This window comes from Ottowia sp. (genome assembly GCF_035325765.1).
Taxonomy (GTDB): Bacteria; Pseudomonadota; Gammaproteobacteria; order Burkholderiales; family Burkholderiaceae_C; genus Ottowia.
Genome location: NZ_DAOKZG010000036.1, coordinates 1 through 19,814 on the forward strand (window position 1 = coordinate 1; position 19,814 = coordinate 19,814).

The 19,814-nt window shown below is 67.4% G+C and carries 21 protein-coding genes and 1 tRNA gene; all 22 read right to left on the reverse strand.

From position 1 onward, the window contains the following. Window positions 1-97: 97 nt before the first annotated feature. Entirely contained in the window at window positions 98-1,045 is a 948-nt protein-coding gene (locus PKA16_RS11525) for an IS481 family transposase (protein WP_324403401.1), read from the reverse strand. A gap of 334 nt (window positions 1,046-1,379) precedes the next feature. Then, window positions 1,380-1,865, reverse strand: coding sequence for a DUF1178 family protein (locus tag PKA16_RS11530; RefSeq protein WP_324403371.1), 486 nt, complete (start codon window positions 1,863-1,865; stop codon window positions 1,380-1,382). After that, entirely contained in the window at window positions 1,862-2,467 is a 606-nt protein-coding gene (locus PKA16_RS11535; RefSeq protein ID WP_324403372.1) for an NUDIX hydrolase, read from the reverse strand. Before PKA16_RS11535 ends, PKA16_RS11530 begins: the two co-directional genes overlap by 4 nt. A 3-nt stretch (window positions 2,468-2,470) precedes the next feature. Continuing rightward, on the reverse strand, window positions 2,471-2,776 hold the full coding sequence (locus PKA16_RS11540) for a DUF2818 family protein (protein ID WP_324403373.1): 306 nt from the start codon (window positions 2,774-2,776) through the stop codon (window positions 2,471-2,473). Further along, window positions 2,776-4,284, reverse strand: a complete 1,509-nt coding sequence (gene nuoN / locus PKA16_RS11545; protein ID WP_324403374.1) for an NADH-quinone oxidoreductase subunit NuoN — start codon at window positions 4,282-4,284, stop codon at window positions 2,776-2,778. The genes PKA16_RS11540 and nuoN overlap by 1 nt, the downstream gene beginning before the upstream one ends. A 31-nt stretch (window positions 4,285-4,315) precedes the next feature. Then, on the reverse strand, window positions 4,316-5,791 hold the full coding sequence (locus tag PKA16_RS11550; RefSeq protein ID WP_324403375.1) for an NADH-quinone oxidoreductase subunit M: 1,476 nt from the start codon (window positions 5,789-5,791) through the stop codon (window positions 4,316-4,318). A gap of 23 nt (window positions 5,792-5,814) precedes the next feature. Then, window positions 5,815-7,830 (reverse strand): NADH-quinone oxidoreductase subunit L, encoded by a 2,016-nt coding sequence (gene nuoL / locus PKA16_RS11555; protein ID WP_324403376.1) that lies wholly within the window; start codon window positions 7,828-7,830, stop codon window positions 5,815-5,817. Window positions 7,831-7,836: 6 nt separating this feature from the next. After that, window positions 7,837-8,145 carry an NADH-quinone oxidoreductase subunit NuoK gene (gene nuoK / locus PKA16_RS11560; RefSeq protein WP_324403377.1) on the reverse strand — a complete coding sequence of 103 codons (309 nt, stop codon included), beginning with the start codon at window positions 8,143-8,145 and terminating at the stop codon, window positions 7,837-7,839. Then, the gene (locus PKA16_RS11565) at window positions 8,142-8,813 is read right to left on the reverse strand and encodes an NADH-quinone oxidoreductase subunit J (protein WP_324403378.1); all 672 of its coding nucleotides are present in this window, start codon (window positions 8,811-8,813) and stop codon (window positions 8,142-8,144) included. Before PKA16_RS11565 ends, nuoK begins: the two co-directional genes overlap by 4 nt. A 30-nt stretch (window positions 8,814-8,843) precedes the next feature. Further along, entirely contained in the window at window positions 8,844-9,353 is a 510-nt protein-coding gene (gene nuoI, locus PKA16_RS11570) for an NADH-quinone oxidoreductase subunit NuoI (RefSeq protein WP_324403379.1), read from the reverse strand. Between the two features lie 13 nt (window positions 9,354-9,366). Then, complete coding sequence (gene nuoH, locus PKA16_RS11575) at window positions 9,367-10,443, reverse strand: NADH-quinone oxidoreductase subunit NuoH (RefSeq protein ID WP_324403380.1); 1,077 nt, start codon at window positions 10,441-10,443, stop codon at window positions 9,367-9,369. After that, window positions 10,440-12,554 carry an NADH-quinone oxidoreductase subunit NuoG gene (gene nuoG / locus PKA16_RS11580; RefSeq protein WP_324403381.1) on the reverse strand — a complete coding sequence of 705 codons (2,115 nt, stop codon included), beginning with the start codon at window positions 12,552-12,554 and terminating at the stop codon, window positions 10,440-10,442. Before nuoG ends, nuoH begins: the two co-directional genes overlap by 4 nt. A 21-nt stretch (window positions 12,555-12,575) precedes the next feature. Next, window positions 12,576-13,928, reverse strand: coding sequence for an NADH-quinone oxidoreductase subunit NuoF (gene nuoF, locus PKA16_RS11585; RefSeq protein WP_324403382.1), 1,353 nt, complete (start codon window positions 13,926-13,928; stop codon window positions 12,576-12,578). Next, window positions 13,925-14,449: an NAD(P)H-dependent oxidoreductase subunit E gene (locus PKA16_RS11590; protein ID WP_324403383.1), complete on the reverse strand. Its 525-nt coding sequence runs from the start codon at window positions 14,447-14,449 to the stop codon at window positions 13,925-13,927. The genes nuoF and PKA16_RS11590 overlap by 4 nt, the downstream gene beginning before the upstream one ends. Beyond that, window positions 14,446-15,699, reverse strand: a complete 1,254-nt coding sequence (locus tag PKA16_RS11595; protein WP_324403384.1) for an NADH-quinone oxidoreductase subunit D — start codon at window positions 15,697-15,699, stop codon at window positions 14,446-14,448. The genes PKA16_RS11590 and PKA16_RS11595 overlap by 4 nt, the downstream gene beginning before the upstream one ends. A gap of 90 nt (window positions 15,700-15,789) precedes the next feature. After that, complete coding sequence (locus PKA16_RS11600; RefSeq protein ID WP_324403385.1) at window positions 15,790-16,398, reverse strand: NADH-quinone oxidoreductase subunit C; 609 nt, start codon at window positions 16,396-16,398, stop codon at window positions 15,790-15,792. 2 nt (window positions 16,399-16,400) lie between these two features. Continuing rightward, a complete protein-coding gene (locus PKA16_RS11605) occupies window positions 16,401-16,880 on the reverse strand; it encodes an NADH-quinone oxidoreductase subunit B family protein (protein WP_324403386.1) in 480 nt (159 codons plus the stop codon). Window positions 16,881-16,916: 36 nt separating this feature from the next. Further along, window positions 16,917-17,276: an NADH-quinone oxidoreductase subunit A gene (locus PKA16_RS11610; RefSeq protein ID WP_324403387.1), complete on the reverse strand. Its 360-nt coding sequence runs from the start codon at window positions 17,274-17,276 to the stop codon at window positions 16,917-16,919. Between the two features lie 55 nt (window positions 17,277-17,331). Beyond that, window positions 17,332-17,416: transfer RNA gene (locus PKA16_RS11615), tRNA-Leu, on the reverse strand. A 132-nt stretch (window positions 17,417-17,548) separates the two neighbouring features. Continuing rightward, on the reverse strand, window positions 17,549-17,998 hold the full coding sequence (gene secG, locus PKA16_RS11620; protein ID WP_324403388.1) for a preprotein translocase subunit SecG: 450 nt from the start codon (window positions 17,996-17,998) through the stop codon (window positions 17,549-17,551). Between the two features lie 37 nt (window positions 17,999-18,035). After that, the gene (tpiA, locus tag PKA16_RS11625; RefSeq protein WP_324403389.1) at window positions 18,036-18,785 is read right to left on the reverse strand and encodes a triose-phosphate isomerase; all 750 of its coding nucleotides are present in this window, start codon (window positions 18,783-18,785) and stop codon (window positions 18,036-18,038) included. After that, window positions 18,782-19,801 carry an NAD(P)H-quinone oxidoreductase gene (locus PKA16_RS11630; protein ID WP_324403390.1) on the reverse strand — a complete coding sequence of 340 codons (1,020 nt, stop codon included), beginning with the start codon at window positions 19,799-19,801 and terminating at the stop codon, window positions 18,782-18,784. Before PKA16_RS11630 ends, tpiA begins: the two co-directional genes overlap by 4 nt. Window positions 19,802-19,814: the final 13 nt, after the last annotated feature.

Sequence of the window (19,814 nt, forward strand, 5' to 3'; positions counted from 1 at the left end):
GTCGGGGCAACTCGCAATTGCTCGCTCCAATGCAAACCGAAGTAGACCATTGGAGATAGGTAATTCATTTATGTTCCCTCAAGAATCAAACACTACACTAGTTGTAGTTTCTCACCACGTTGTTCCCCTCAAAGCCGAGGCGGGTGATGGGCGGTTTGTGCGCGACGGCAGAGTACGGCCGATGGAAGTTGTAGTGATACATCCAGGGCTGCAACTCCTCGGTGCGATGCGCCGAGCTGGGATAGACGAACGCGTAGGCCCATTCGCGCAGCAAGGTCTGGATGAAACGCTCGGCCTTGCCGTTGGTCCTGGGCGTGTAGGGCCGGGTGCGCACATGCCTGATTCCCAGGCGACGCAGCAGCGTGGCAAAGCGCCTTGACCTGTAGGCCGAACCGTTGTCGGTCATGATTTGCTCGACCTTCACGCCCAGGGCCTTGTAGTAGCGCAGCGCCGCCAGCACGAAGGCGCAGGCGCTGCTGGCACTCTCGTCGGCCAGCACCAGGCTGAAGCCCACACGCGAGTGGTCGTCAATGGCCACATGCAGCGCCTGCCAGCCAGCACGGCGCGAGTTCTGTGTGCGATCGCCCGTGGCGCGGTGGCCGGGCTTGTCAAAGCGCGCGAGCTTCTTGGTGTCCAGATGCAGCAGCTGCCCGGGCGCAGCGCGTTCGTAGCGGCGCACGGCAGGCTTGTCCTCAAGGGCAGGCAACTGCGCTACGCCAGCGGCCTTGCACGCCCGTGCCACGACACTCGTGGACAGGCCCACACGCTCGGCAATGCGCTCATAGGTCAGGCGCTGGGTGCGCCGCAGTGCCACCGCCCGCTCGATCTTGCCCGCATCGCTGCGCCTGGGGCTGTGCCCAGGCCGGCTGCTGCGGTCCAGCAATCCGGCCAGGCCCTCAGCTGCATGGCGTCTGCGCCACTTGCGTGCCGTGTGCTCGCTCACGCCGGCGGCTGCAGCCGCCTTCTTAAGCCCGATCCGATCGATCTCGCGCACCAGGTGGGCTCGACCTTTGGGTGTCATTGAGGCATTCTTGTGGATGTTCATCCGGGGAGTCCTGAAGTAAGACGGTTGGCTTGAGAACCTCCATCTTCCTTCACCTCGGGTGAACAACCTCTTGGGAAACGACAGCGCGAGCCTCTCGAAAGCCGCATCGACATTGAATTCGGCGGCTTCGACCACGTTCGCCGGCTGACTGAGCGCGCCGTGCGCCCGCCAACACCGCCCTCGCTGACAACTTGCGGTCTCGGGTGGGCCCGCGCCGGGTCTTCCGCGGACAACGCACCGACCGTCACCCCCGGATGCGCTGCAGGCGCGTCATCCAAGCGCCGCGAGTTCATTCGTCATCCGGCCGCCACGGAGCAGCCGGCGCTCCGATCGTCTACTGCAGCGGGCCCTCCATGCCCTCGGGCAGGGGCAACGGCATGACGGCGATGCCCTCCTCCTGCAATTCCTCGGTCTGCGCGCGCGTGGCCTGGCCGCGGATGCCGCGCCCCTCGGCCTCGCCGTAGTGGATGCGGCGCGCCTCCTCGGCAAAGCGCTCGCCCACGTCCTCAGTCTGCGCCAGCACGCGGCGCACCATCTGCATCCAGGCCGCCTGCAGGGCCTGCTGCGGCAGCGCGGCGACCGCCTCGGTCCCCGGCCTGGCCGGATCCGGTGGCGCTGACGCGCGAACCGCCGGACGCGCGGGCGCCTCGCCGGCACGCAGGTTCAGGCGCGGCGCGCTCGGCAGCTTGGCCAGCGCCTTGTCGCCGCACAGCGGGCAGGCCACCAGGCCGCGCCCCAGTTGCGCCTGGAAGTCCTCTTCCGACGCGAACCAGCCCTCGAAGGCATGGCCCTGGGAGCATTGAAGATCGAGCACTTTCATGGCTGCAACGACGATTCGGGCGCCGCTTGCCAATCGAGGGACCAGGCGCCATCGAGCACATTGTGCAGCCAAAGCGCGCCCACCAGGGTCTTGGCGTCGGTCACGCGCCCAGTGCGGCACCAGTCCAGCAACTCGCCGGGCGGTGCACTGAACACCTCGAGAAACTCGCCTTCGTCGAGCTGGCGGGCGCCGGCACTCAGGCCGCGTGCGAACCAGATCTCGATCACCTCGGTCGAATACGACACCACCGGGTGCAGCACGCCGGCGCGCGCCCATTCGCGCGCGCGGTAGCCGGTCTCCTCGCGCAGCTCGCGCACGCCGCAGGCCAGCGCCCCCTCCCCCGCGTCGAGCTTGCCGGCGGGAAATTCGATCAGGGTCTGGCCCACCGGGTAGCGATACTGGCGCTCCAGTACCACCTCGACGCGGCCCCCCGCGCGCTCCAGCAGCGGAATGATCATCACGGCGCCCGGATGGCGCACGTACTCGCGCGTGCCCTCGGTGCCGCCCGGCAGGCGCACGCGGTCGCGGAAGGCGTGAAGCAGGCGGCCCTTGAACAGCTCCTCGCTGTCCAGTTGCCGCTCGGTCAGGTCGGTGGTCGCCACCGCCTATCTCCGGTGGCGCACCAGGTAGCGGAACACGAAACCCGGGAATGCAAACGTCAGGAACAGCGCGGCGGTGATCGCATAGAACTGCCAGCCCTGCGGATAGATCTGGCCGGCGCGCTGCTCCAGCGCCAGGCCGATGGCGCCGACGATGAAATACCACAGCACCAGCTCGAGCAGGCGCACGCCGAGCAGCTTGCGATGCCCGCGCAGCGGCCAGATCGCCAGCACGCGCTCGTTCAGGAAAGGCAGGTTGGCAGCCAGTACCGCCAGCAGGATCACGAGCCAGATGCTCAGTTGCTGCGACATCAGGTGGCCAGCATCTGCTCGATGGCGCGCGCGCACAGGCTCATCAGGCCGCCAGGCACCAGGCCCAGCACCAGCAGCGCCAGGCCGTTGACGGTGAGCATCCAGCGCATGTCGATCGGCGCCGCGATCGGCCCCGACGGCAGCGCCGCCGGCAGGTCGTCGAAATACATGACCTTGATCACGCGCAGGTAGTAGAAGGCGCCGATCAGCGACATGATCACCGCGAACACCGCCAGGCCGATGTACAGGGGCAGCTCGGTGCTGACCAGTGCCTGCAGGATCGCCAGCTTGGCCTGGAAGCCCACCATCGGCGGAAAGCCCGTGAGCGAGAGCATGCAGATGCCCATGATGCCGGCGTACAGCGGACTGCGCTGGTTCAGCCCGGCGAAATCGGCGATCTGGTCGCTCTCGAAGCCATCGCGCGCCAGCAGCATGATGACGCCGAAGCTCACCAGCGTGGTCAGCACGTAGACCACGGCATAGAACATCGCCGAGCTGTAGGCGTTGGCCGTGAGCACATCGCTCTCGCCGACCACGCCCGACATCAGGCCGAGCAGCACGAAGCCCATGTGCGAGATCGCCGAATAGCCCAGCATGCGCTTGATGTTGGTCTGCGCGATGGCGACGATGTTGCCGACCAGCAGCGAGGCCACGGCCACCACGCCCAGCATCGGCTGCCAGTCGAGCGCCAGCGGCAGCAGGCCCTCGACCAGCAGGCGCACGGCGATCGCGAACGAGGCCAGCTCGGGCGCGGCGCCCAGGAACAGGGTCACCGCCGTCGGGGCGCCCTCGTAGACATCGGGCACCCACATGTGGAACGGCGCCGCGCCGAACTTGAAGGCCAGCCCGGCAACCACGAACACGACGCCGAACACCAGCACCTGGTGCCTGATCTGGCCGCTGGCGATGGCCTGGAAGGTCGCGTTGATGTCCAGCGTGCCGGTGGCGCCGTACAGCATGGACAGGCCGTACAGCAAGAAGCCCGAGGCCATGGCGCCGAGCACGAAGTATTTCATCGCCGCCTCGGTGGCGTCGGGCAGGTCGCGCCGCAGCGCCACCAGGGCATAGCTGGACAGCGCCAGGCACTCCAGCCCCAGGTACAGGGTCAGGAAGTGGCTGGCCGAGATCATCACGAACACGCCCAGCAGGCCGAGCAGGCCGAGCACGTACCATTCACCGCCGCGCAGCATGTCGCGGCTGGCAACGTAGGTGCGCGAATAGACGAAGGTCACCAGCAGGGCCAGCGCGGCGAAGCACTTGAGCCAGTTGGCCATGGCGTCGCTCACCACCATCCCGCCGAAGCCGTAGAGGGTGTCGGCGCCGCTGGACATGGCCAGCGCGAAGTAACCGGTCAGCACCGCCAGCACCAGCAGCGTCAGCACCGTCAGGACATAGGCGACCGGGCGCGTCGCGCGCCGGTCCAGCAGGTCCACCAGCGCAATCACGCAGGACATCACCAGGAGCACGACCTCCGGGTAGACGGCGATCCAACTGAGTTGGTCAATCATTCTGTGCAATCCTCAGAAGCTGTGGGTGCGCTCAATTGAGTTTCGAGATCGCCGCCTGCTCCAGCAGCCGGGAGACCGACGGGCCCATCAGGTCGGTGAAGGTGGCCGGATACAGGCCCATCCAGAGCACGGTGATGGCCATCAGGGTCATGACCAGGTATTCGCGCGCGCCGATGTCGGGCATGGCCCGCACCTTCTCGTTGCCGACGGCGCCGAAGTAGACGCGCTTGAACATCCACAGGGAGTAGCCGGCGCCCGAGATCAGCGCCGTGGCCAACAGCAGGCCGAGCCAGAAGTTGGCCTGCACGCTGCCCAGGATCACCATCCACTCGCCAATGAAGCCGGCGGTGCCGGGCAGGCCGCAGTTGGCCATGAAGAACAGCAGGGCGAACGGGCCGAAGCGCGGCATCGAATTGATGACGCCGCCGTAGTCGGCGATCTGGCGCGTGTGCAGGCGGTCGTACAGCACGCCGATGCACAGGAACATGGCCCCCGAGACGAAGCCGTGCGCGATCATCTGCACGATGCCGCCGGTCACGCCCATCTCGTTGAAGATGAAGAAGCCCATGGTGACGAAGCCCATGTGCGCGACCGACGAATAGGCCACCAGCTTCTTCATGTCCGGCTGCACCAGCGCCACCACGCCGACGTAGATCACCGCCACCAGCGACAGCGCCACCATCAGCCAGGCCCACTCGTTGGCGGCGTCCGGCGCGATCGGGATGGAGAAGCGCAGGAAGCCGTAGGCGCCCAGCTTGAGCATGATCGCCGCCAGCACCACCGAGCCGCCGGTCGGCGCCTCGACGTGCGCGTCCGGCAACCACGTATGCACTGGCCACATCGGCACCTTGACGGCAAAGGCGGCGAACAGGCCGAAGAACAGCAGGGTCTGGGCCGTCGCCGGCAGCGGCAGCGCCTGCCAGGTCGCGACATCGAAGCTGCCGCCCGAAACGGCGTACAGGTAGATGAAGGCGACCAGCATGAGCAGCGAGCCCATGAAGGTGTAGAGGAAGAACTTGAACGCCGCGTAGATGCGGTTGGGGCCGCCCCAGACGCCAATGATCAGGTACATCGGCACCAGCGTGCCCTCGAAGAACATGTAGAACAGGATGCCGTCGAGCGCGGTGAAGACCCCGATCATCATGCCCGAGAGGATCAGGAAGGCCGCCATGTACTGGTTGACCTTGCGCTGGATCACTTCCCAGCCGGCCAGCACCACGATCACCGTGATGAAGGCCGTCAGCAGCACGAACCACACCGACAGGCCGTCGACGCCCAGGTGGTAGTTGACGTTGAAGCGTTCGATCCAGGGCGTGTTCTCGACGAACTGCATGTCCGCCGTGGTGGTGTCGAAGCGCGTGTAGAGCGGCACCGTCACCAGGAACGACAGCAGCGAGCCGGCCAGCGCGATCCAGCGCACCAGGGGTGCCTGCGCGTCGCGATTGAAGGCCAGCAGGATGACGCCGAAGACGATCGGCGTCCAGATGGAAAGGCTCAACCAGGCCATGTGTTCTTATCCTGTAGCGATGCTTAGCGGCCGAGCCAGACGAAGTACGACATCAGCACGAAGAGGCCGAGGACCATGGCCAGCGCGTAGTGGTAGAGGTAGCCGGACTGCAGCCAGCGCGTCACGCTCGCGGCCCAGCCCACCAGGCGCCAGGAGCCGTTGACCACGGCGCCGTCGATCAGCGCGCGATCGCCGCCCTGCCACAGGCCGGTGCCGAGCAGGCGCGAGCCGCCGGCCAGCACCTTGATCCACAGCTCGTCCATGTAGTACTTGCGCTCCAGCAGCACGTAGAGCGGCCGCACGGCGCTGGCGATCCTGGCCGGCAGGTCGGGGCGCGCCATGTAGCAGTACCAGGCCACGGCGAAGCCCGCCAGCGCGAGGTAGAACGGCAGCGTCTGCACCGCGTGCAGCGCCATTGCCAGCGGGCCATGCACCATCTCGCGCAGCTCGGCCATGGCCGGGTGACGCGCCAGGTCGGTGACGATCGACTGGCCGAAGAAGTCACTGAACAGCATCGGCATCAGGGTGAAGTAGCCGATCAGCACCGAGGGAATCGCCAGCAGCACCAGCGGCAGCGTCACGACCCAGGGCTGCTCCCTGGGCTTGCCGCCGTGGCCGTGCCCATGATCGTCGTGCTCGTGCGCGTGCGGGTCCTGGTCGTAGCGCTCGGGCCCGTGGAACACCAGGAAATACAGGCGGAACGAATACAGCGCCGTGACGAACACGCCGGCGAGCACGGCGAAGTGGGCGAAACCCGAGGCCGGCAGGTTGCTCGCGCCCACCGCCTCGATGATCGCGTCCTTGGAATAGAAGCCGGAGAAGAACGGCGTCGACACCAGCGACAGCGTGCCGATCAGGAAGGTGATCCAGGTGATCGGCATGTACTTGCGCAGGTTGCCCATCCAGCGGATGTCCTGGTTGTGGTGCATGGCCAGGATCACCGAACCCGAGCCGAGGAACAGCAGGGCCTTGTAGAAGGCGTGCGTCATCAGGTGGAAGATCGCCGCCGAGTAGGCCGACGCGCCCAGCGCCACCGTCATGTAGCCGAGCTGCGACAGCGTCGAGTAGGCCACGACGCGCTTGATGTCGTTCTGCACGATACCCAGGATGCCCATGAACAGCGCGGTGATGGCGCCGATCACCAGCACCAGGTTGAGTGCCGCGTCCGAGAACTCGTAGAGCGGCGACATGCGCGCCACCATGAAGATGCCGGCCGTCACCATGGTGGCGGCGTGGATCAGGGCCGAGATCGGGGTCGGGCCCTCCATCGAATCGGGCAGCCAGACGTGCAGCGGGAACTGCGCCGACTTGCCCATGGCGCCGACGAACAGGCAGATGCAGGCCACGCTGAGCACCAGCCAGTCGGTGCCAGGCAGCAGCACGGTGGCGACCGCCTCGGCCTGGCCGAACGCCTCGAGGTAGTTGAGCGAGCCGGTGTAGGCCAGCACCAGGGCGATGCCCAGGATGAAGCCGAAGTCGCCGACCCGGTTCACCATGAAGGCCTTCAGGTTGGCCTGGATCGCCGATTCGCGCTGGAACCAGAAGCCGATCAGCAGGTAGGACACCAGGCCCACCGCCTCCCAGCCGAAGAACAGCTGCAGGAAGTTGTTGCTCATGCACAGCATGAGCATGGAGAAGGTGAACAGCGAAATGTAGGAGAAGAAGCGGTTGTAGCCCGGGTCGTCCGCCATGTAGCCGATGGTGTAGATGTGCACCGCCAGCGACACGAAGGTAACCACGCACATCATGGTGGCGGTGAGCGCGTCGACCAGGAAGCCGACTTCCATCTTCAGCGTGCCGGCGCTGGCCCACTGGTAGATCGTGCCCTCGAACCAGGCGCCATCCAGCGCGACCTGCTTGAGCACGATGGCCGACAGCACGAAGGAGATGAAGACGCCGAGGATCGTGATGCCGTGCGCGGCCCGGCGACCCAGCAGGTTGCCCCCCAGCGCGGTGCCGAAGATGCCGACGATCAGCGCCGCGGCCAGCGGCAGCAGCGGAATGGCCAGCAGTGTCGTGGCGGAAAGTGTCGGGTTCATCTTCCGTCAGCCCTTGAGCGAGTTGAGTTCGTCGGCGTTGATCGAGGTCTTGTTGCGGAACAGCAGGACCAGGATCGCCAGGCCGATGGCCGCCTCGGCCGCGGCCACCGTCATGACGAAGAACACGAACACCTGGCCGTGCATGTCGCCCAGGTAATGCGAGAACGCCACGAAGTTGGTGTTGACCGCCAGCAGCATCAGCTCGATCGCCATCAGCAGCACGATCAGGTTCTTGCGGTTCAGGAAGATGCCGACCATGGCGAGCGCGAACAGGATCGCGCCCAGGGTCAGGTAATGCGCAAGCGACAGGGTCATGACGGGGTTCCCTCCGGGCTGGATGCCGACGCCTCGGCCGGCGCCGCCGCCGCGCGCGTGGGCGCCAGTTGCACGATCTGCAGCCGGTCCTGCGGGCGCACGCGCACCTGCAGCGAGGCGTCGATCGCCTTGTTGTCCTTGCGCTGGCGCAGCGTCAGCGCGATCGCCGAGACCATCGCCACCAGCAGGATCACGGCGGCGATCTCGATCGGGTAGAGGTACTCGGTGAACATCAGCACGCCGAGCTCCTTGGTGTTGGAGTACTGCGCCACCTGGCCGGCCATGCGCGCCACGGTCTCCGGCATTTCAGGCGCGCTGTCGACCCGGAAGCCGCCGAACAGCACCAGCGCCATCTCCAGCGAGATCAGCGCGCCCATCGCCAGCGCGAGCGGAAAGTGGCGCCAGAAACCCTGTCGCAGACGTTCGATATGGATGTCGAGCATCATGACGACGAACAGGAACAGCACCATCACCGCGCCCAGGTACACCAGCACCAGGACGATGGCCAGGAACTCGGCCTTCAGCAGCAGCCACACGCCGGCGGCCTGCGAGAAGGCGAGCATCAGGTACAGCACCGCGTGCACGGGGTTGCGCGCGGTGATCACCCGGAATGCCGCGAACAGCATTACCAGGGAGAACAGGTAGAAGAAGCCGGTCTGGACGTCCATGAATTCTTGTCCGTGGTGGGTTCAGGCCATTCAGCGGTAGGGGGCGTCGGCCGCGCGCGCGGCCGCGATCTGGGGCTCGTACCGGTCGCCGATCGCCAGCAGCATGTCCTTGGTGTAGTACAGGTCGCCGCGCTTCTCGCCGTGGTACTCGAGGATGTGCGTCTCGACGATGGAGTCGGTCGGGCAGCTCTCCTCGCAGAAGCCGCAGAAGATGCACTTGGCCAGGTCGATGTCGTAGCGCGTGGTGCGACGCGTGCCGTCCTCGCGCTCGGCCGACTCGATGGTGATCGCCATCGCGGGGCAGATCGCCTCGCACAGCTTGCAGGCGATGCAGCGCTCCTCGCCGTTCTCGTAGCGGCGCAGCGCGTGCAGGCCGCGAAAGCGCGGCGACAGCGGCGTCTTCTCCTCCGGGTACTGGATCGTGACCTTGCGGCTGAGCGCGTAGCGGCCGGTCAGCACCATGCCCTTGAACAGTTCGACCAGCACGAAGCTCTTGAGGAAGTCGCGGATGGAGAATGGTGAGGCGGTTACGGAAGCCATGATGCTTGCTCCTTCAATGCCAGATGTTCCAAGGACTGAACATCCAGGCGCCGACGACCAGCAGCCAGATCAGCGTGACCGGAATGAACACCTTCCAGCCCAGGCGCATGATCTGGTCATAGCGAAAACGCGGGAAGGTGGCGCGATACCAGATGAACAGTGAGACCATGAAAAAGGTCTTGCCGATCAGCCAGATCCAGCCGGGAATGAAGTCGAGGAACTGCAGCGGCGGCAGCCAGCCGCCCAGGAACATGACGACCGCCAGGATCGACACCAGCAGCATGGCGGCGTATTCGCCGAGGAAGAACACCGCGAAGCCCATGCCCGAGTATTCGACCATGTGGCCGGCGACGATCTCGGACTCGCCCTCGGCCATGTCGAAGGGGTGGCGGTTGACTTCGGCGACGACGGAGATCGAGTAGACGATGAAGATCGGCAGCAGCGGCAGCCAGTTCCAGGACAGGAAGTTCAGCCCATGGCCGGCGGCCATGCCGCGTGCCTGCCCCATCACGATGTCGGTCAGGTTCAGGCTGCCCGAGACCATCAGCACCACCAGGAAGCAGAAGCCCATGGCGATCTCGTAGCTCACCATCTGGGCCGAGGCGCGCAGCGCGCCCAGGATCGGATACTTCGAGTTGGACGACCAGCCGGCGATGATGACGCCGTAGACCTCGATCGACATGATCGCCATCACCAGCAGCAGGCCGGCGTTGACGTTGGCGAGCGCCACCTCGGGCCCGAACGGAATCACCACCCAGGCCGCCAGCGCCGGCATGATCGCCATCAGCGGCCCAAGGAAGAAGAGGCCCTTGGCGGCGGCCGTGGGCTGGATGATCTCCTTGGTCAGCAGCTTGACGGCATCGGCGATCGGCTGCAGCAGGCCCCAGGGGCCGACCCGGTTCGGGCCCATGCGCGCCTGCATCCAGCCCAGCAGCTTGCGCTCCCACAGCGTCAGGTAGGCGACGGCGGCCAGCAGCGGCACCAGCACGATGACGATCTTGATCAGGTTCCAGATCACCGGCCAGGCGATGTCGGTCCACCAGGGACTGGCCAGCAGCCCCAGGCCGCCGTTGTAAAAGGCGTCGATCATGCGGCGCTCCCCTCACGGGCATCGGTGGTCAGTTGCAGCGCTGGCGCGCGCCGCACCAGGCCATCGAGTTGGTAGATGCCGATCGGCGCCAGCGCGACGGCGCCCGCATCGAGGCGGATCGGTGCCTCGGTGCGGTTGTCCAGCCGCTCGGGCGGAATCATCGCGACGTCCTGCGCACCCAGGGCCGCCGCCAGCACCTCCTGCGAGGTCTGGTAGGGTGGCAGCCCGGCCTGCAGCAGGTCGGCCAGCACGCGCAGCACCTTCCAGCCCGGACGCGTTTCGCCCAGCGGCGCCACCACCGCGTGGAAGCTCTGCACGCGGCCTTCGGCGTTGACGAAGGTGCCCGAGGTCTCAGTGAAGGGAGCGATCGGCAGTAGCACGTCGCTGACGTCGAGGTTGGTCTTGAACGGACTGAGCGTGACCACCATGTCGCAGCCGGCCAGCGGCACGCCGCGGGTGTCGGGCCCCGGCTCGCAGCCGAGCAGCAGCGCCGCCTTCAGGCCCCCACCCAGCATCTGCGCCGCGTTCAGGCCGCCTTCGCGCGGCAGCGCGTGCACGACCTGGGCGCCCACGGTATTGGCGGCCTCGGTGAGGTAGCCCACGGTGGCCCCGGCCTGCTCGCCCAGCCACTGTGCCAGCGCCAGCAGGCTGGCCGCGTTCGGGTGCTGCGCCGCGGCATTGCCCAGCAGGATGGCCTTGCGCTCGCCCGACAGCAGCACGCGGGCGATGGCCTGCGCGGCTGCGCTGGCCTCGCCCTCGGCCGGCGCCGGGACGCCCTTGTCGGCCGCGACCGCGGCCGCGACGTCAGCCAGCAGGCGCGCCCAGTCGCCGGGCTCGCCGAGCACCGTGGCGGCCAGTGGCATGGCCCAGGCGTCGGCGGCCCTGAGCAGGGCCGGCGAGGTGAGCGCTGCCACGGCCGCGCCCTGGCGCGCCGCCTGGCGGACGCGCGCGGCAAACAGCGGGTGGTCCTTGCGCAGGTTGCCGCCCACCACCAGTACCGACTGCAGTTCGGACAGCGAGGCGATCGAGCGGCCCAGCCAGCGCACGCCCTCGGGCGCGACGAATTCGGTGTGGCGCAGGCGGTAATCGATGTTCTGGCTGCCCAGGCCACGCACCAGGGCGCCGGCCAGGAACAGCTCCTCCAGCGTGCTGTGCGGACTCGCGAGCACGCCGATCGACCCGGCGCCATGCTTGTCGCGCACGTCGGCCAGGCCGTTGGCCACGTATTCGAGCGCGGTCTGCCAGTCCACCTCCTGCCACTGCCCGCCCTGCTTGAGCATGGGCCGGGTCAGGCGCTCCTCGCTGTTCAGCGCCTCGTAGGAGAAGCGGTCGCGGTCGGCGATCCAGCACTCGTTGACGGCCTCGTTCTCGAACGGCACCACGCGCATGACGCGGTTGGCCTTGACCTGCACGATCAGGTTGGCGCCGGTGGAATCGTGCGGGCTGATGCTCTTGCGGCGCGACAGCTCCCAGGTGCGCGCCGTGAAGCGGAACGGCTTGCTGGTGAGCGCGCCGACCGGGCAGATGTCGATCATGTTGCCCGACAGCTCGGAATCGACGGTGCTGCCGACGTAGGTCTGGATCTCGGACAGCTCGCCACGATTGGCCATGCCGAATTCCATGATGCCGCCGATCTCGATGCCGAAGCGGATGCAGCGCGTGCAGTGGATGCAGCGCGTCATCTCCTTCATCGAGATCAGCGGGCCGACCTCCTTGGGCTCGACGGCGCGCTTTTCTTCCTCGTAGCGCGTGCCGGAATGGCCGTAGCCGACGGCCAGGTCCTGCAGCTGGCATTCGCCGCCCTGGTCGCACACCGGGCAGTCGAGCGGGTGGTTGATGAGCAGGAACTCCATCACGTCGTACTGCGCGCTGATGGCCTTCTCGCTCTTGGTGCGCACGATCATGCCCTGCGTCACCGGCGTGGCACAGGCCGGCATCGGCTTGGGCATCTTCTCGATGTCGACCAGGCACATGCGGCAGTTGGCCGCGATCGACAGCTTCTTGTGGTAGCAGAAGTGCGGAATGTAGATGCCGGCCTTCTCCGCCGCCTGCATCAGCACGCTGCCTTCTGCGACCTCGACCTTCTGGCCATTGATTTCCAGTTCAACCATGAGTCTCTTCCAGGGCGGTGGCTACACGTACGTCGGAACCATGCACTGCTTGTGCTCGACGTGGTGCTCGAACTCGTGGCGGTAGTGCTTGATCATGCCGCGCACCGGCATCGCCGCCGCGTCGGCCAGCGCGCAGATGGTGCGCCCCATCATGTTGCCCGCCACCGAATCGAGCAGGTCCATGTCGGCCGGGCGCCCCTCGCCGTTCTCGATGCGTTCGACCACGCGCCAGAGCCAGCCCGTGCCCTCGCGGCAGGGCGTGCACTGGCCGCAGGATTCGTGCATGTAGAAATGCGACAGGCGCATGAGCGACTTGACCATGCAGCGCGTGTCGTCGAGCACGATGACCGCGCCCGAACCCAGCATCGAGCCGGCCTTGGCGATGCTGTCGTAGTCCATCGTGCAGTTCATCATGATCTCCGCCGGCAGCACCGGCGACGAGGAACCACCCGGGATCACGGCCTTGAGCGCGCGGCCGCCGCGCATGCCACCCGCCAGTTCCAGGAGCTTCGGGAACGGCGTGCCCATCGGGATCTCGTAGTTGCCGGGGCGCTCGACGTCGCCGCTGATCGAGTAGATCTTGGTGCCGCCGTTGTTGGGCTTGCCGCAGGCCAGGTAGGCCGCACCGCCGTGGCGGATGATCCAGGGCACGGCAGCAAAAGTCTCGGTGTTGTTGACCGTCGTCGGCTTGCCGTAGAGGCCGAAGCTGGCCGGGAACGGCGGCTTGAAGCGCGGCTTGCCGGGCTTGCCCTCGAGCGATTCCAGCAGGCCGGTTTCCTCGCCGCAGATATAGGCGCCGAAGCCATGGTAGCCGTGCAACTGGAAGCTGAAGTCGCTGCCCAGGATGCGCTCGCCCAGGTAGCCGGCGGCCCGCGCTTCTTCCAGTGCGGCCTCGAAGCGCTCGTAGACGCGATAGATCTCGCCGTGGATGTAGTTGTAGCCCACGCTCGTGCCCATGGCGTAGGCGGCGATCGCCATGCCCTCGATCACGATGTGCGGGTTGTACATCAGGATGTCGCGGTCCTTGAAGGTGCCGGGCTCGCCCTCGTCGGAGTTGCAGACCAGGTACTTCTGGCCCGGAAACTGGCGCGGCATGAAGCTCCACTTCAGGCCCGTCGGAAAGCCCGCGCCGCCGCGCCCGCGCAGGCCGGACTCCTTGACGGTGGCGATCACCTGCTCGGGCGTCAGGCCTTCCCCGCCATCCTGGCCGAGGATCTTGCGCAGCGCCTGGTAGCCACCGCGCGCCTCGTAGTCCTTGAGGCGCCAGTTGCGGCCGTCCAGGCCGGCACAGATCTGCGGCTCGATGTGGCGGTCGTGGAAGCACGATTCGGTGCCCGTTGCGGCATAGCGGGCCAGCACCTGGTCGAGCGTCATCGCGCCACCTCCACCGCGCGCAGCGCGTCGACCAACTCGCGCAGCCGCTCTTCGTTCATGAAACTGCACATGTCGTTGTCGTTGACGAGCAGCACCGGCGCATCGCCGCAGGCACCCAGGCACTCGCAGTGGTGCACGGTGAACAGGCCGTCGGCCGTGGTGCCGCCGTCCTCGACCCCCAGGGTCTGCTGCAGGTATTCGAGCGCCCTGGAGCCCCCGCTCAACTGGCACGGCAGGTTGGTGCACACGCTGAGCTTGAAGCGCCCCACCGGCTGCTGGTTGAACATGTTGTAGAAGGTCGTGACCTCGTGCACCGCCATGGGCGGCATGCCCAGGTACTCGGCCACCGCCTTCTCGCTCTCGGGGCTGATCCAGCCCTGCTCCTGCTGGATGATGGCCAGGCAGGCGATCACCGCCGACTGCCGGCGCTCGGGCGGGTACTTGGGCAGCTCGCGCGCGAAGCGCGCGCGCGTGGCCTCGGAAAGCTCGGCCGAGGGCGCCTCGGCAACCGTCTTGCTCATCGATCAATCTCTCCAAACACGACATCGAGCGTGCCGATGATGGCCACCGCGTCGGCCAGCATGTGCCCGCGCACCAGCTCGTCGAACGCCGCCAGGTGGGCAAAGCCGGCGGCGCGGATCTTGAGGCGATACGGCTTGTTGGCGCCATCGCTGACGATGTAGATGCCGAATTCGCCCTTGGGGTGCTCCACCGCCGCGTAGGCCTCGCCCTCGGGCACGTGCATGCCTTCGGTGAACAGCTTGAAGTGGTGGATCAGGTCCTCCATTCCGTACTTCATGCGTTCGCGCGGCGGCGGCGCCACCTTGTAGTTGTCGACGATCACCGGGCCCGGGTTGGCGCGCAACCAGTCGATGCACTGCCGGATGATGCGGTTGGACTGGCGCATCTCCTCGACGCGCACCAGGTAGCGGTCGTAGCTGTCACCCGTCTTGCCGACCGGGATGTCGAAGTCGAGCCGGTCGTAGACCTCGTAGGGCTGCTTCTTGCGCAGGTCCCAGGCCACGCCCGAGCCGCGCAGCATGGGACCCGTCAGGCCCAGGTTGAGGGCACGCTCGGGCGTGACCACGCCGACGCCGACGGTGCGCTGCTTCCAGATGCGGTTCTCGGTCAGCAGGATCTCGTATTCGTCGACCAGGCCCGGGAAGCGTTCGGTGAAGTCCTCGATGAAGTCGAGCAGCGAGCCCTGGCGGTTCGCGTTGAGCTGTTCCAGCGAGCGCGCGCTGCGCACCTTGCTGGGCTTGTACTGCGGCATGCTGTCGGGCAGGTCGCGGTACACGCCGCCGGGGCGGAAATAGGCCGCGTGCATGCGCGCGCCGGACACCGCCTCGTAGATGTCGAACAGGTCCTCGCGCTCGCGGAAGGTGTAGAGCAGCATGGTCGACGCGCCGCAGTCGTGCCCGTGCGAGCCCAGCCACATCAGGTGGTTCAAGAGGCGCGTGATCTCGGAGAACATCACGCGGATGTACTGGGCGCGGATCGGCACCTCGATGCCCAGCAGCTTCTCGACCGCCAGGCAGTAGGCGTGCTCGTTGCTCATCATGGACACGTAGTCGAGACGATCCATGTAGGGCAGCGACTGGATGTAGGTCTTGTGCTCGGCCAGCTTCTCGGTGGCGCGGTGCAGCAGGCCGACGTGCGGGTCGGCGCGCTGCACGACCTCGCCGTCGAGCTCGAGCACCAGGCGCAGCACGCCGTGCGCGGCCGGGTGCTGCGGCCCGAAGTTCAGGGTGTAGTTCTTGATCTCGGCCATATCAGGACTCCCGCCGGACCGCTCCGAGGTCGGCCACGGCCCCCTCGGGGGGCAGCGAATACACGAAATGATGAGCGTGGGCGCGTGTCATCAATGCAATCCGCCGTAGTTGTCCTCGCGGATCACGCGCGGCGTGATCTCGCGCGGTTCGATCGTCACCGGCTCGTAGATCACGCGCTGGCGCTCGGCGTCGTAGCGCATCTCGACGTGGCCCGAGAGCGGAAAGTCCTTGCGGAACGGGTGGCCGATGAAGCCGTAGTCGGTCAGGATGCGGCGCAGGTCCGGGTGGCCCTCGAACACGATGCCGTAGAGGTCGAAGGCCTCGCGCTCAAACCAGTTGGCCGCGCTCCAGATGCCGTTGACCGAGCCGATCACCGGGAATTCGTCGTCGACGCAGAACACGCGAACGCGCACGCGCTGGTTCAGGCTGACCGACAGCAGGTGCGAGACCACGGCGAAGCGCGCGCCCTCCCAGGTGCCGTCGCCGTAGGTCGAGTAGTCGACGCCACACAGGTCGATGAGCTGCTCGAAGCGGCACGCCGGCGCGTCGCGCAGGGCCGTCATGGCGGCGAGGTAATGCGCCGCCGCGACGGTCACCGTGACCTCGCCGCGCGCGACCTTGATGTCCTGGGCCAGCTCGCCGAGGGCGGCGGCGACGTGGTCGCGCAGGACGTCGATGGCAATTGCGTAATCGGCCATGCTCAGCTCCGGGCGATGGTGTGCGTGCGGCGCACCTTCTGCTGCAACTGGATGATGCCGTAGAGCAGCGCCTCGGCGGTCGGCGGGCAGCCCGGCACGTAGACGTCGACCGGCACGATGCGGTCGCAGCCGCGCACCACCGAGTAGCTGTAGTGGTAGTAGCCGCCGCCGTTGGCGCACGAGCCCATGGAGATCACCCAGCGCGGCTCGGCCATCTGGTCGTAGACCTTGCGCAGCGCCGGCGCCATCTTGTTGCACAGCGTGCCGGCGACGATCATCAGGTCGGACTGGCGCGGACTGGCGCGGAACACCTCGGCGCCGAAGCGCGCCAGGTCGTAGCGCGGTGCCGCCACGTGCATCATCTCGACCGCGCAACAGGCCAGGCCGAAGGTCACCGGCCAGAGCGAGCCGGTCTTGGCCCAGTTGACCGCGGCATCGATGCCGGTGAGCACGAAGCCCTTCTGCTGAAACTGCTCATTCATGTCCGCAACTCCGGACGGCGCGCCGTGGCGCTGCCGTCATTCCCAATCCAGCGCGCCCTTCTTCCACTCGTAGGCGAAGCCCACGACCAGGATGGCCAGGAAGATGAGCACGGCCACGAACCCGGTCAATCCAACCTCGCGCAGCGACACCGCCCAGGGGAAGAGGAAGGCAATTTCCAGGTCGAACAGGATGAACAGGATGGCCACGAGGTAGTAGCGCACGTCGAACTTCATGCGCGCGTCCTCGAAGGCCTCGAAGCCGCATTCGTAGGGGGAGTTCTTGGCGGGATCGGCCTTGTGCGGCTTGAGCGCCGCCCCGATCGCCAGGCACAGCGCGCCGACGACCAGGCCCACCAGAATGAAAAGCAAGACAGGAAGGTAATCGGCCAGGTTCATCGTGCGCTCTGTGTTGAGGCACCGCCAGTCGCACGACTGCCGGTGCCTCCTTGTTTGGTGCCGTCGGCGAGACTCGAACTCGCACAGCTTTCGCCACTACCCCCTCAAGATAGCGTGTCTACCAGTTCCACCACGACGGCCGGATTGTCTGCTGCGGAAGATGGCGCTTGCATCCTCGCGAAGCTCATTGGAAAACCGTCAGAGTTTACCCTGAAAAGCACCCGGTCCCGGGCAGTTCACAGGGGCTCGACGCGCCCGATTCTTGACCTGGATCATTGCCCCGGGATCTGGGCCGGACCGGTCCCCTGGCTCGCGGGCACTGGCACCTCGGCACCGGTCGCCGCCGGGGCGACCGTGTCGCCCGCCGCCGGAATCGCGTCGGCCGCGCTCGCTGCCGGGGGTGGCGTGGCGGGTGCTGCGGGCTCGGCGGGGGCAGGCGCCGCGGCACGCTCGAGCACGCTGCCGCCGGTCGACTCGACCTGGATGCTGAAACCGAAATAGGCCAGCGCCAGCGTGCAGGTGAAGAACACCACCGCCAGCGCGGCGGTCGAGCGCGACAGGAAGTTGGCGCTGCCGCTGGCGCCGAACAGGCTGCCCGAGGAGCCGCTGCCAAAGGCGGCGCCCATGTCGGCGCCCTTGCCATGCTGCATCAGGATCAGGCCGATCATGCCGAGGGCCGACAGGATCTGCAGCACCAGCACCAGGTTCAACACGAAGTTCATTGAGTCACTCCACAGGCATTTGCATCGGCCCCGCCCGTCAGGCGGCGGCCTCGATGATCTTCAGGAAATCGGCGGCCTTCAGCGCCGCGCCCCCGATCAGGCCGCCGCCGATGTCGGGCTCGGCCAGCAGCGCCGCCGCGTTGCCCGCGTTCATGCTGCCGCCATACAGGATGCGGACGCTGCCGGGCGCGGCTCCGGCGGCCTCGAGCTGGGCACGCAACAGCGCATGCACCTGCTGTGCCTGCTCCGGCGTGGCGGTCTGCCCGGTGCCGATGGCCCACACCGGCTCGTAGGCGACCACGATGTCGTCCAGCCGCGCCCGGTTGAAATGGATCGCCGCCGCGAGCTGGCGCGTGACCACGAATTCGGTCAGGCCCTGCTCGCGCTCGACCAGGGTCTCGCCGACGCAGACGATCGGCGTGATGCCGGCCTCCAGCAGGCGCTCGGCCTTGCGCCCGACCTGGATGTCGCTTTCGTGCTGGTACTGGCGCCGCTCGCTGTGGCCGACGATGCCGTAGCGCACGCCGAAGTCGCGCAGCATGGCGGCGGACACGTTGCCGGTGTAGGCGCCACCCACATGCTCGGACACGTCCTGCGCGCCCAGCGCCACCGTGGGCGCCGCCGCCAGCAGGGACTGCAGCTGGGCCAGGTAGGCCGCGGGCGGACACACCGCCACGTCGCACGGCGCCGTCCCGCCCAACCCGGCGAGCAGTTCGCGCACCAGCGCCTGGTTGGCCGCCAGGCTGCCATTCATCTTCCAGTTGCCCGCGATCAGCTTGCGGCTCATGGCTCACTCCAGGTCAGGACGATCTTGCCGACGTGCTGGCCCGCCTGCATCAGTGCGTGGGCCCGCGCGGCGCCACTGGGCAGCCCGCCCTCCGGCTGCAACGCGGCGAACTGCGCCTGCAGCACGGGTTTCACGCGCCCCTGCTCCAGCCAGGGCCAGACATGCTGGCGCAGGGCCCGTGCAATGGCGCCCTTGAACGCCACCGGGCGTGGGCGCAGGGTCGAGCCGGTGATGACGAGGCGCCGGCGCAGCACGCGCCCGGCGTCGAAGCCCGCCTGGACGCCACCCTGCACCGCGATGATGACCAGGCGCCCGTCCTCGGCCAGGCATTCGACCTCGCGCCGGACGTAATCGCCCGCCACCATGTCGAGGATGACGTCGACGCCGCGACCGTCCGTCAGGCGCAGCGCTTCCTCGGCAAAGTCGGCGCTGCGGTAGTTGATCGCATGGTCGGCGCCCAGACGCAGGCAGGCGGCGCACTTCTCGTCGCTGCCGGCGGTGACAATCACCGTGGCCCCGGCGGCCTTGGCGAGCTGGATGGCGGTGACGCCGATGCCGCTGCTGCCGCCCTGCACCAGCAGCGTCTCGCCAGCGGCCAGGCGGCCGCGATCGAACACGTTGGACCAGACGGTGAAAAAGGTCTCGGGCAGGCTCGCGGCCTCGGCGTCCGAGAGGCCGGACGGCACCGGCAGGCACTGCGCCACCGGGGCAACGCAGTATTCCGCGTAGCCGCCGCCGGCGACCAGCGCGCAGACACGGTCGCCCAGCGCCAGGCCGGCCGCCCGCAGGGCCGCCGCGTCACCGGATTCGATGGTGCCGGCGACTTCCAGGCCAGGCAGGTCCGGGGCGCCCGCCGGAGGCGGATAGTGGCCCAGCCGCTGCAGCACGTCCGGGCGGTTGACGCCCGAGGCGCGCACGCGGATCAGGACCTCGCCCTGCGCTGCGACCGGCCGGGGCCGCCGGGCCGGCACCAGCACTTCAGGCCCGCCCGAAGCCCGGATCTCGATGCAGTCCATGTCCATCTGGGAC

What these genes read in the sequence shown, in the direction of transcription:
- PKA16_RS11530 (WP_324403371.1), bottom strand. Translation starts at nt 1,865, where the DNA reads ATGAAAGTGCTCGATCTTCAATGCTCCCAGGGCCATGCCTTCGAGGGC.
- nuoN (WP_324403374.1), bottom strand. Translation starts at nt 4,284, where the DNA reads ATGATTGACCAACTCAGTTGGATCGCCGTCTACCCGGAGGTCGTGCTC.
- PKA16_RS11565 (WP_324403378.1), bottom strand. Translation starts at nt 8,813, where the DNA reads ATGGACGTCCAGACCGGCTTCTTCTACCTGTTCTCCCTGGTAATGCTG.
- secG (WP_324403388.1), bottom strand. Translation starts at nt 17,998, where the DNA reads ATGAACTTCGTGTTGAACCTGGTGCTGGTGCTGCAGATCCTGTCGGCC.
- PKA16_RS11590 (WP_324403383.1), bottom strand. Translation starts at nt 14,449, where the DNA reads ATGAGCAAGACGGTTGCCGAGGCGCCCTCGGCCGAGCTTTCCGAGGCC.
- PKA16_RS11595 (WP_324403384.1), bottom strand. Translation starts at nt 15,699, where the DNA reads ATGGCCGAGATCAAGAACTACACCCTGAACTTCGGGCCGCAGCACCCG.
- nuoK (WP_324403377.1), bottom strand. Translation starts at nt 8,145, where the DNA reads ATGACCCTGTCGCTTGCGCATTACCTGACCCTGGGCGCGATCCTGTTC.
- PKA16_RS11630 (WP_324403390.1), bottom strand. Translation starts at nt 19,801, where the DNA reads ATGGACTGCATCGAGATCCGGGCTTCGGGCGGGCCTGAAGTGCTGGTG.
- PKA16_RS11525 (WP_324403401.1), bottom strand. Translation starts at nt 1,045, where the DNA reads ATGAACATCCACAAGAATGCCTCAATGACACCCAAAGGTCGAGCCCAC.
- tpiA (WP_324403389.1), bottom strand. Translation starts at nt 18,785, where the DNA reads ATGAGCCGCAAGCTGATCGCGGGCAACTGGAAGATGAATGGCAGCCTG.
- nuoL (WP_324403376.1), bottom strand. Translation starts at nt 7,830, where the DNA reads ATGAACCCGACACTTTCCGCCACGACACTGCTGGCCATTCCGCTGCTG.
- PKA16_RS11610 (WP_324403387.1), bottom strand. Translation starts at nt 17,276, where the DNA reads ATGAACCTGGCCGATTACCTTCCTGTCTTGCTTTTCATTCTGGTGGGC.
- PKA16_RS11550 (WP_324403375.1), bottom strand. Translation starts at nt 5,791, where the DNA reads ATGGCCTGGTTGAGCCTTTCCATCTGGACGCCGATCGTCTTCGGCGTC.
- nuoI (WP_324403379.1), bottom strand. Translation starts at nt 9,353, where the DNA reads ATGGCTTCCGTAACCGCCTCACCATTCTCCATCCGCGACTTCCTCAAG.
- nuoH (WP_324403380.1), bottom strand. Translation starts at nt 10,443, where the DNA reads ATGATCGACGCCTTTTACAACGGCGGCCTGGGGCTGCTGGCCAGTCCC.
- PKA16_RS11600 (WP_324403385.1), bottom strand. Translation starts at nt 16,398, where the DNA reads ATGGCCGATTACGCAATTGCCATCGACGTCCTGCGCGACCACGTCGCC.
- PKA16_RS11540 (WP_324403373.1), bottom strand. Translation starts at nt 2,776, where the DNA reads ATGTCGCAGCAACTGAGCATCTGGCTCGTGATCCTGCTGGCGGTACTG.
- nuoG (WP_324403381.1), bottom strand. Translation starts at nt 12,554, where the DNA reads ATGGTTGAACTGGAAATCAATGGCCAGAAGGTCGAGGTCGCAGAAGGC.
- PKA16_RS11605 (WP_324403386.1), bottom strand. Translation starts at nt 16,880, where the DNA reads ATGAATGAGCAGTTTCAGCAGAAGGGCTTCGTGCTCACCGGCATCGAT.
- nuoF (WP_324403382.1), bottom strand. Translation starts at nt 13,928, where the DNA reads ATGACGCTCGACCAGGTGCTGGCCCGCTATGCCGCAACGGGCACCGAA.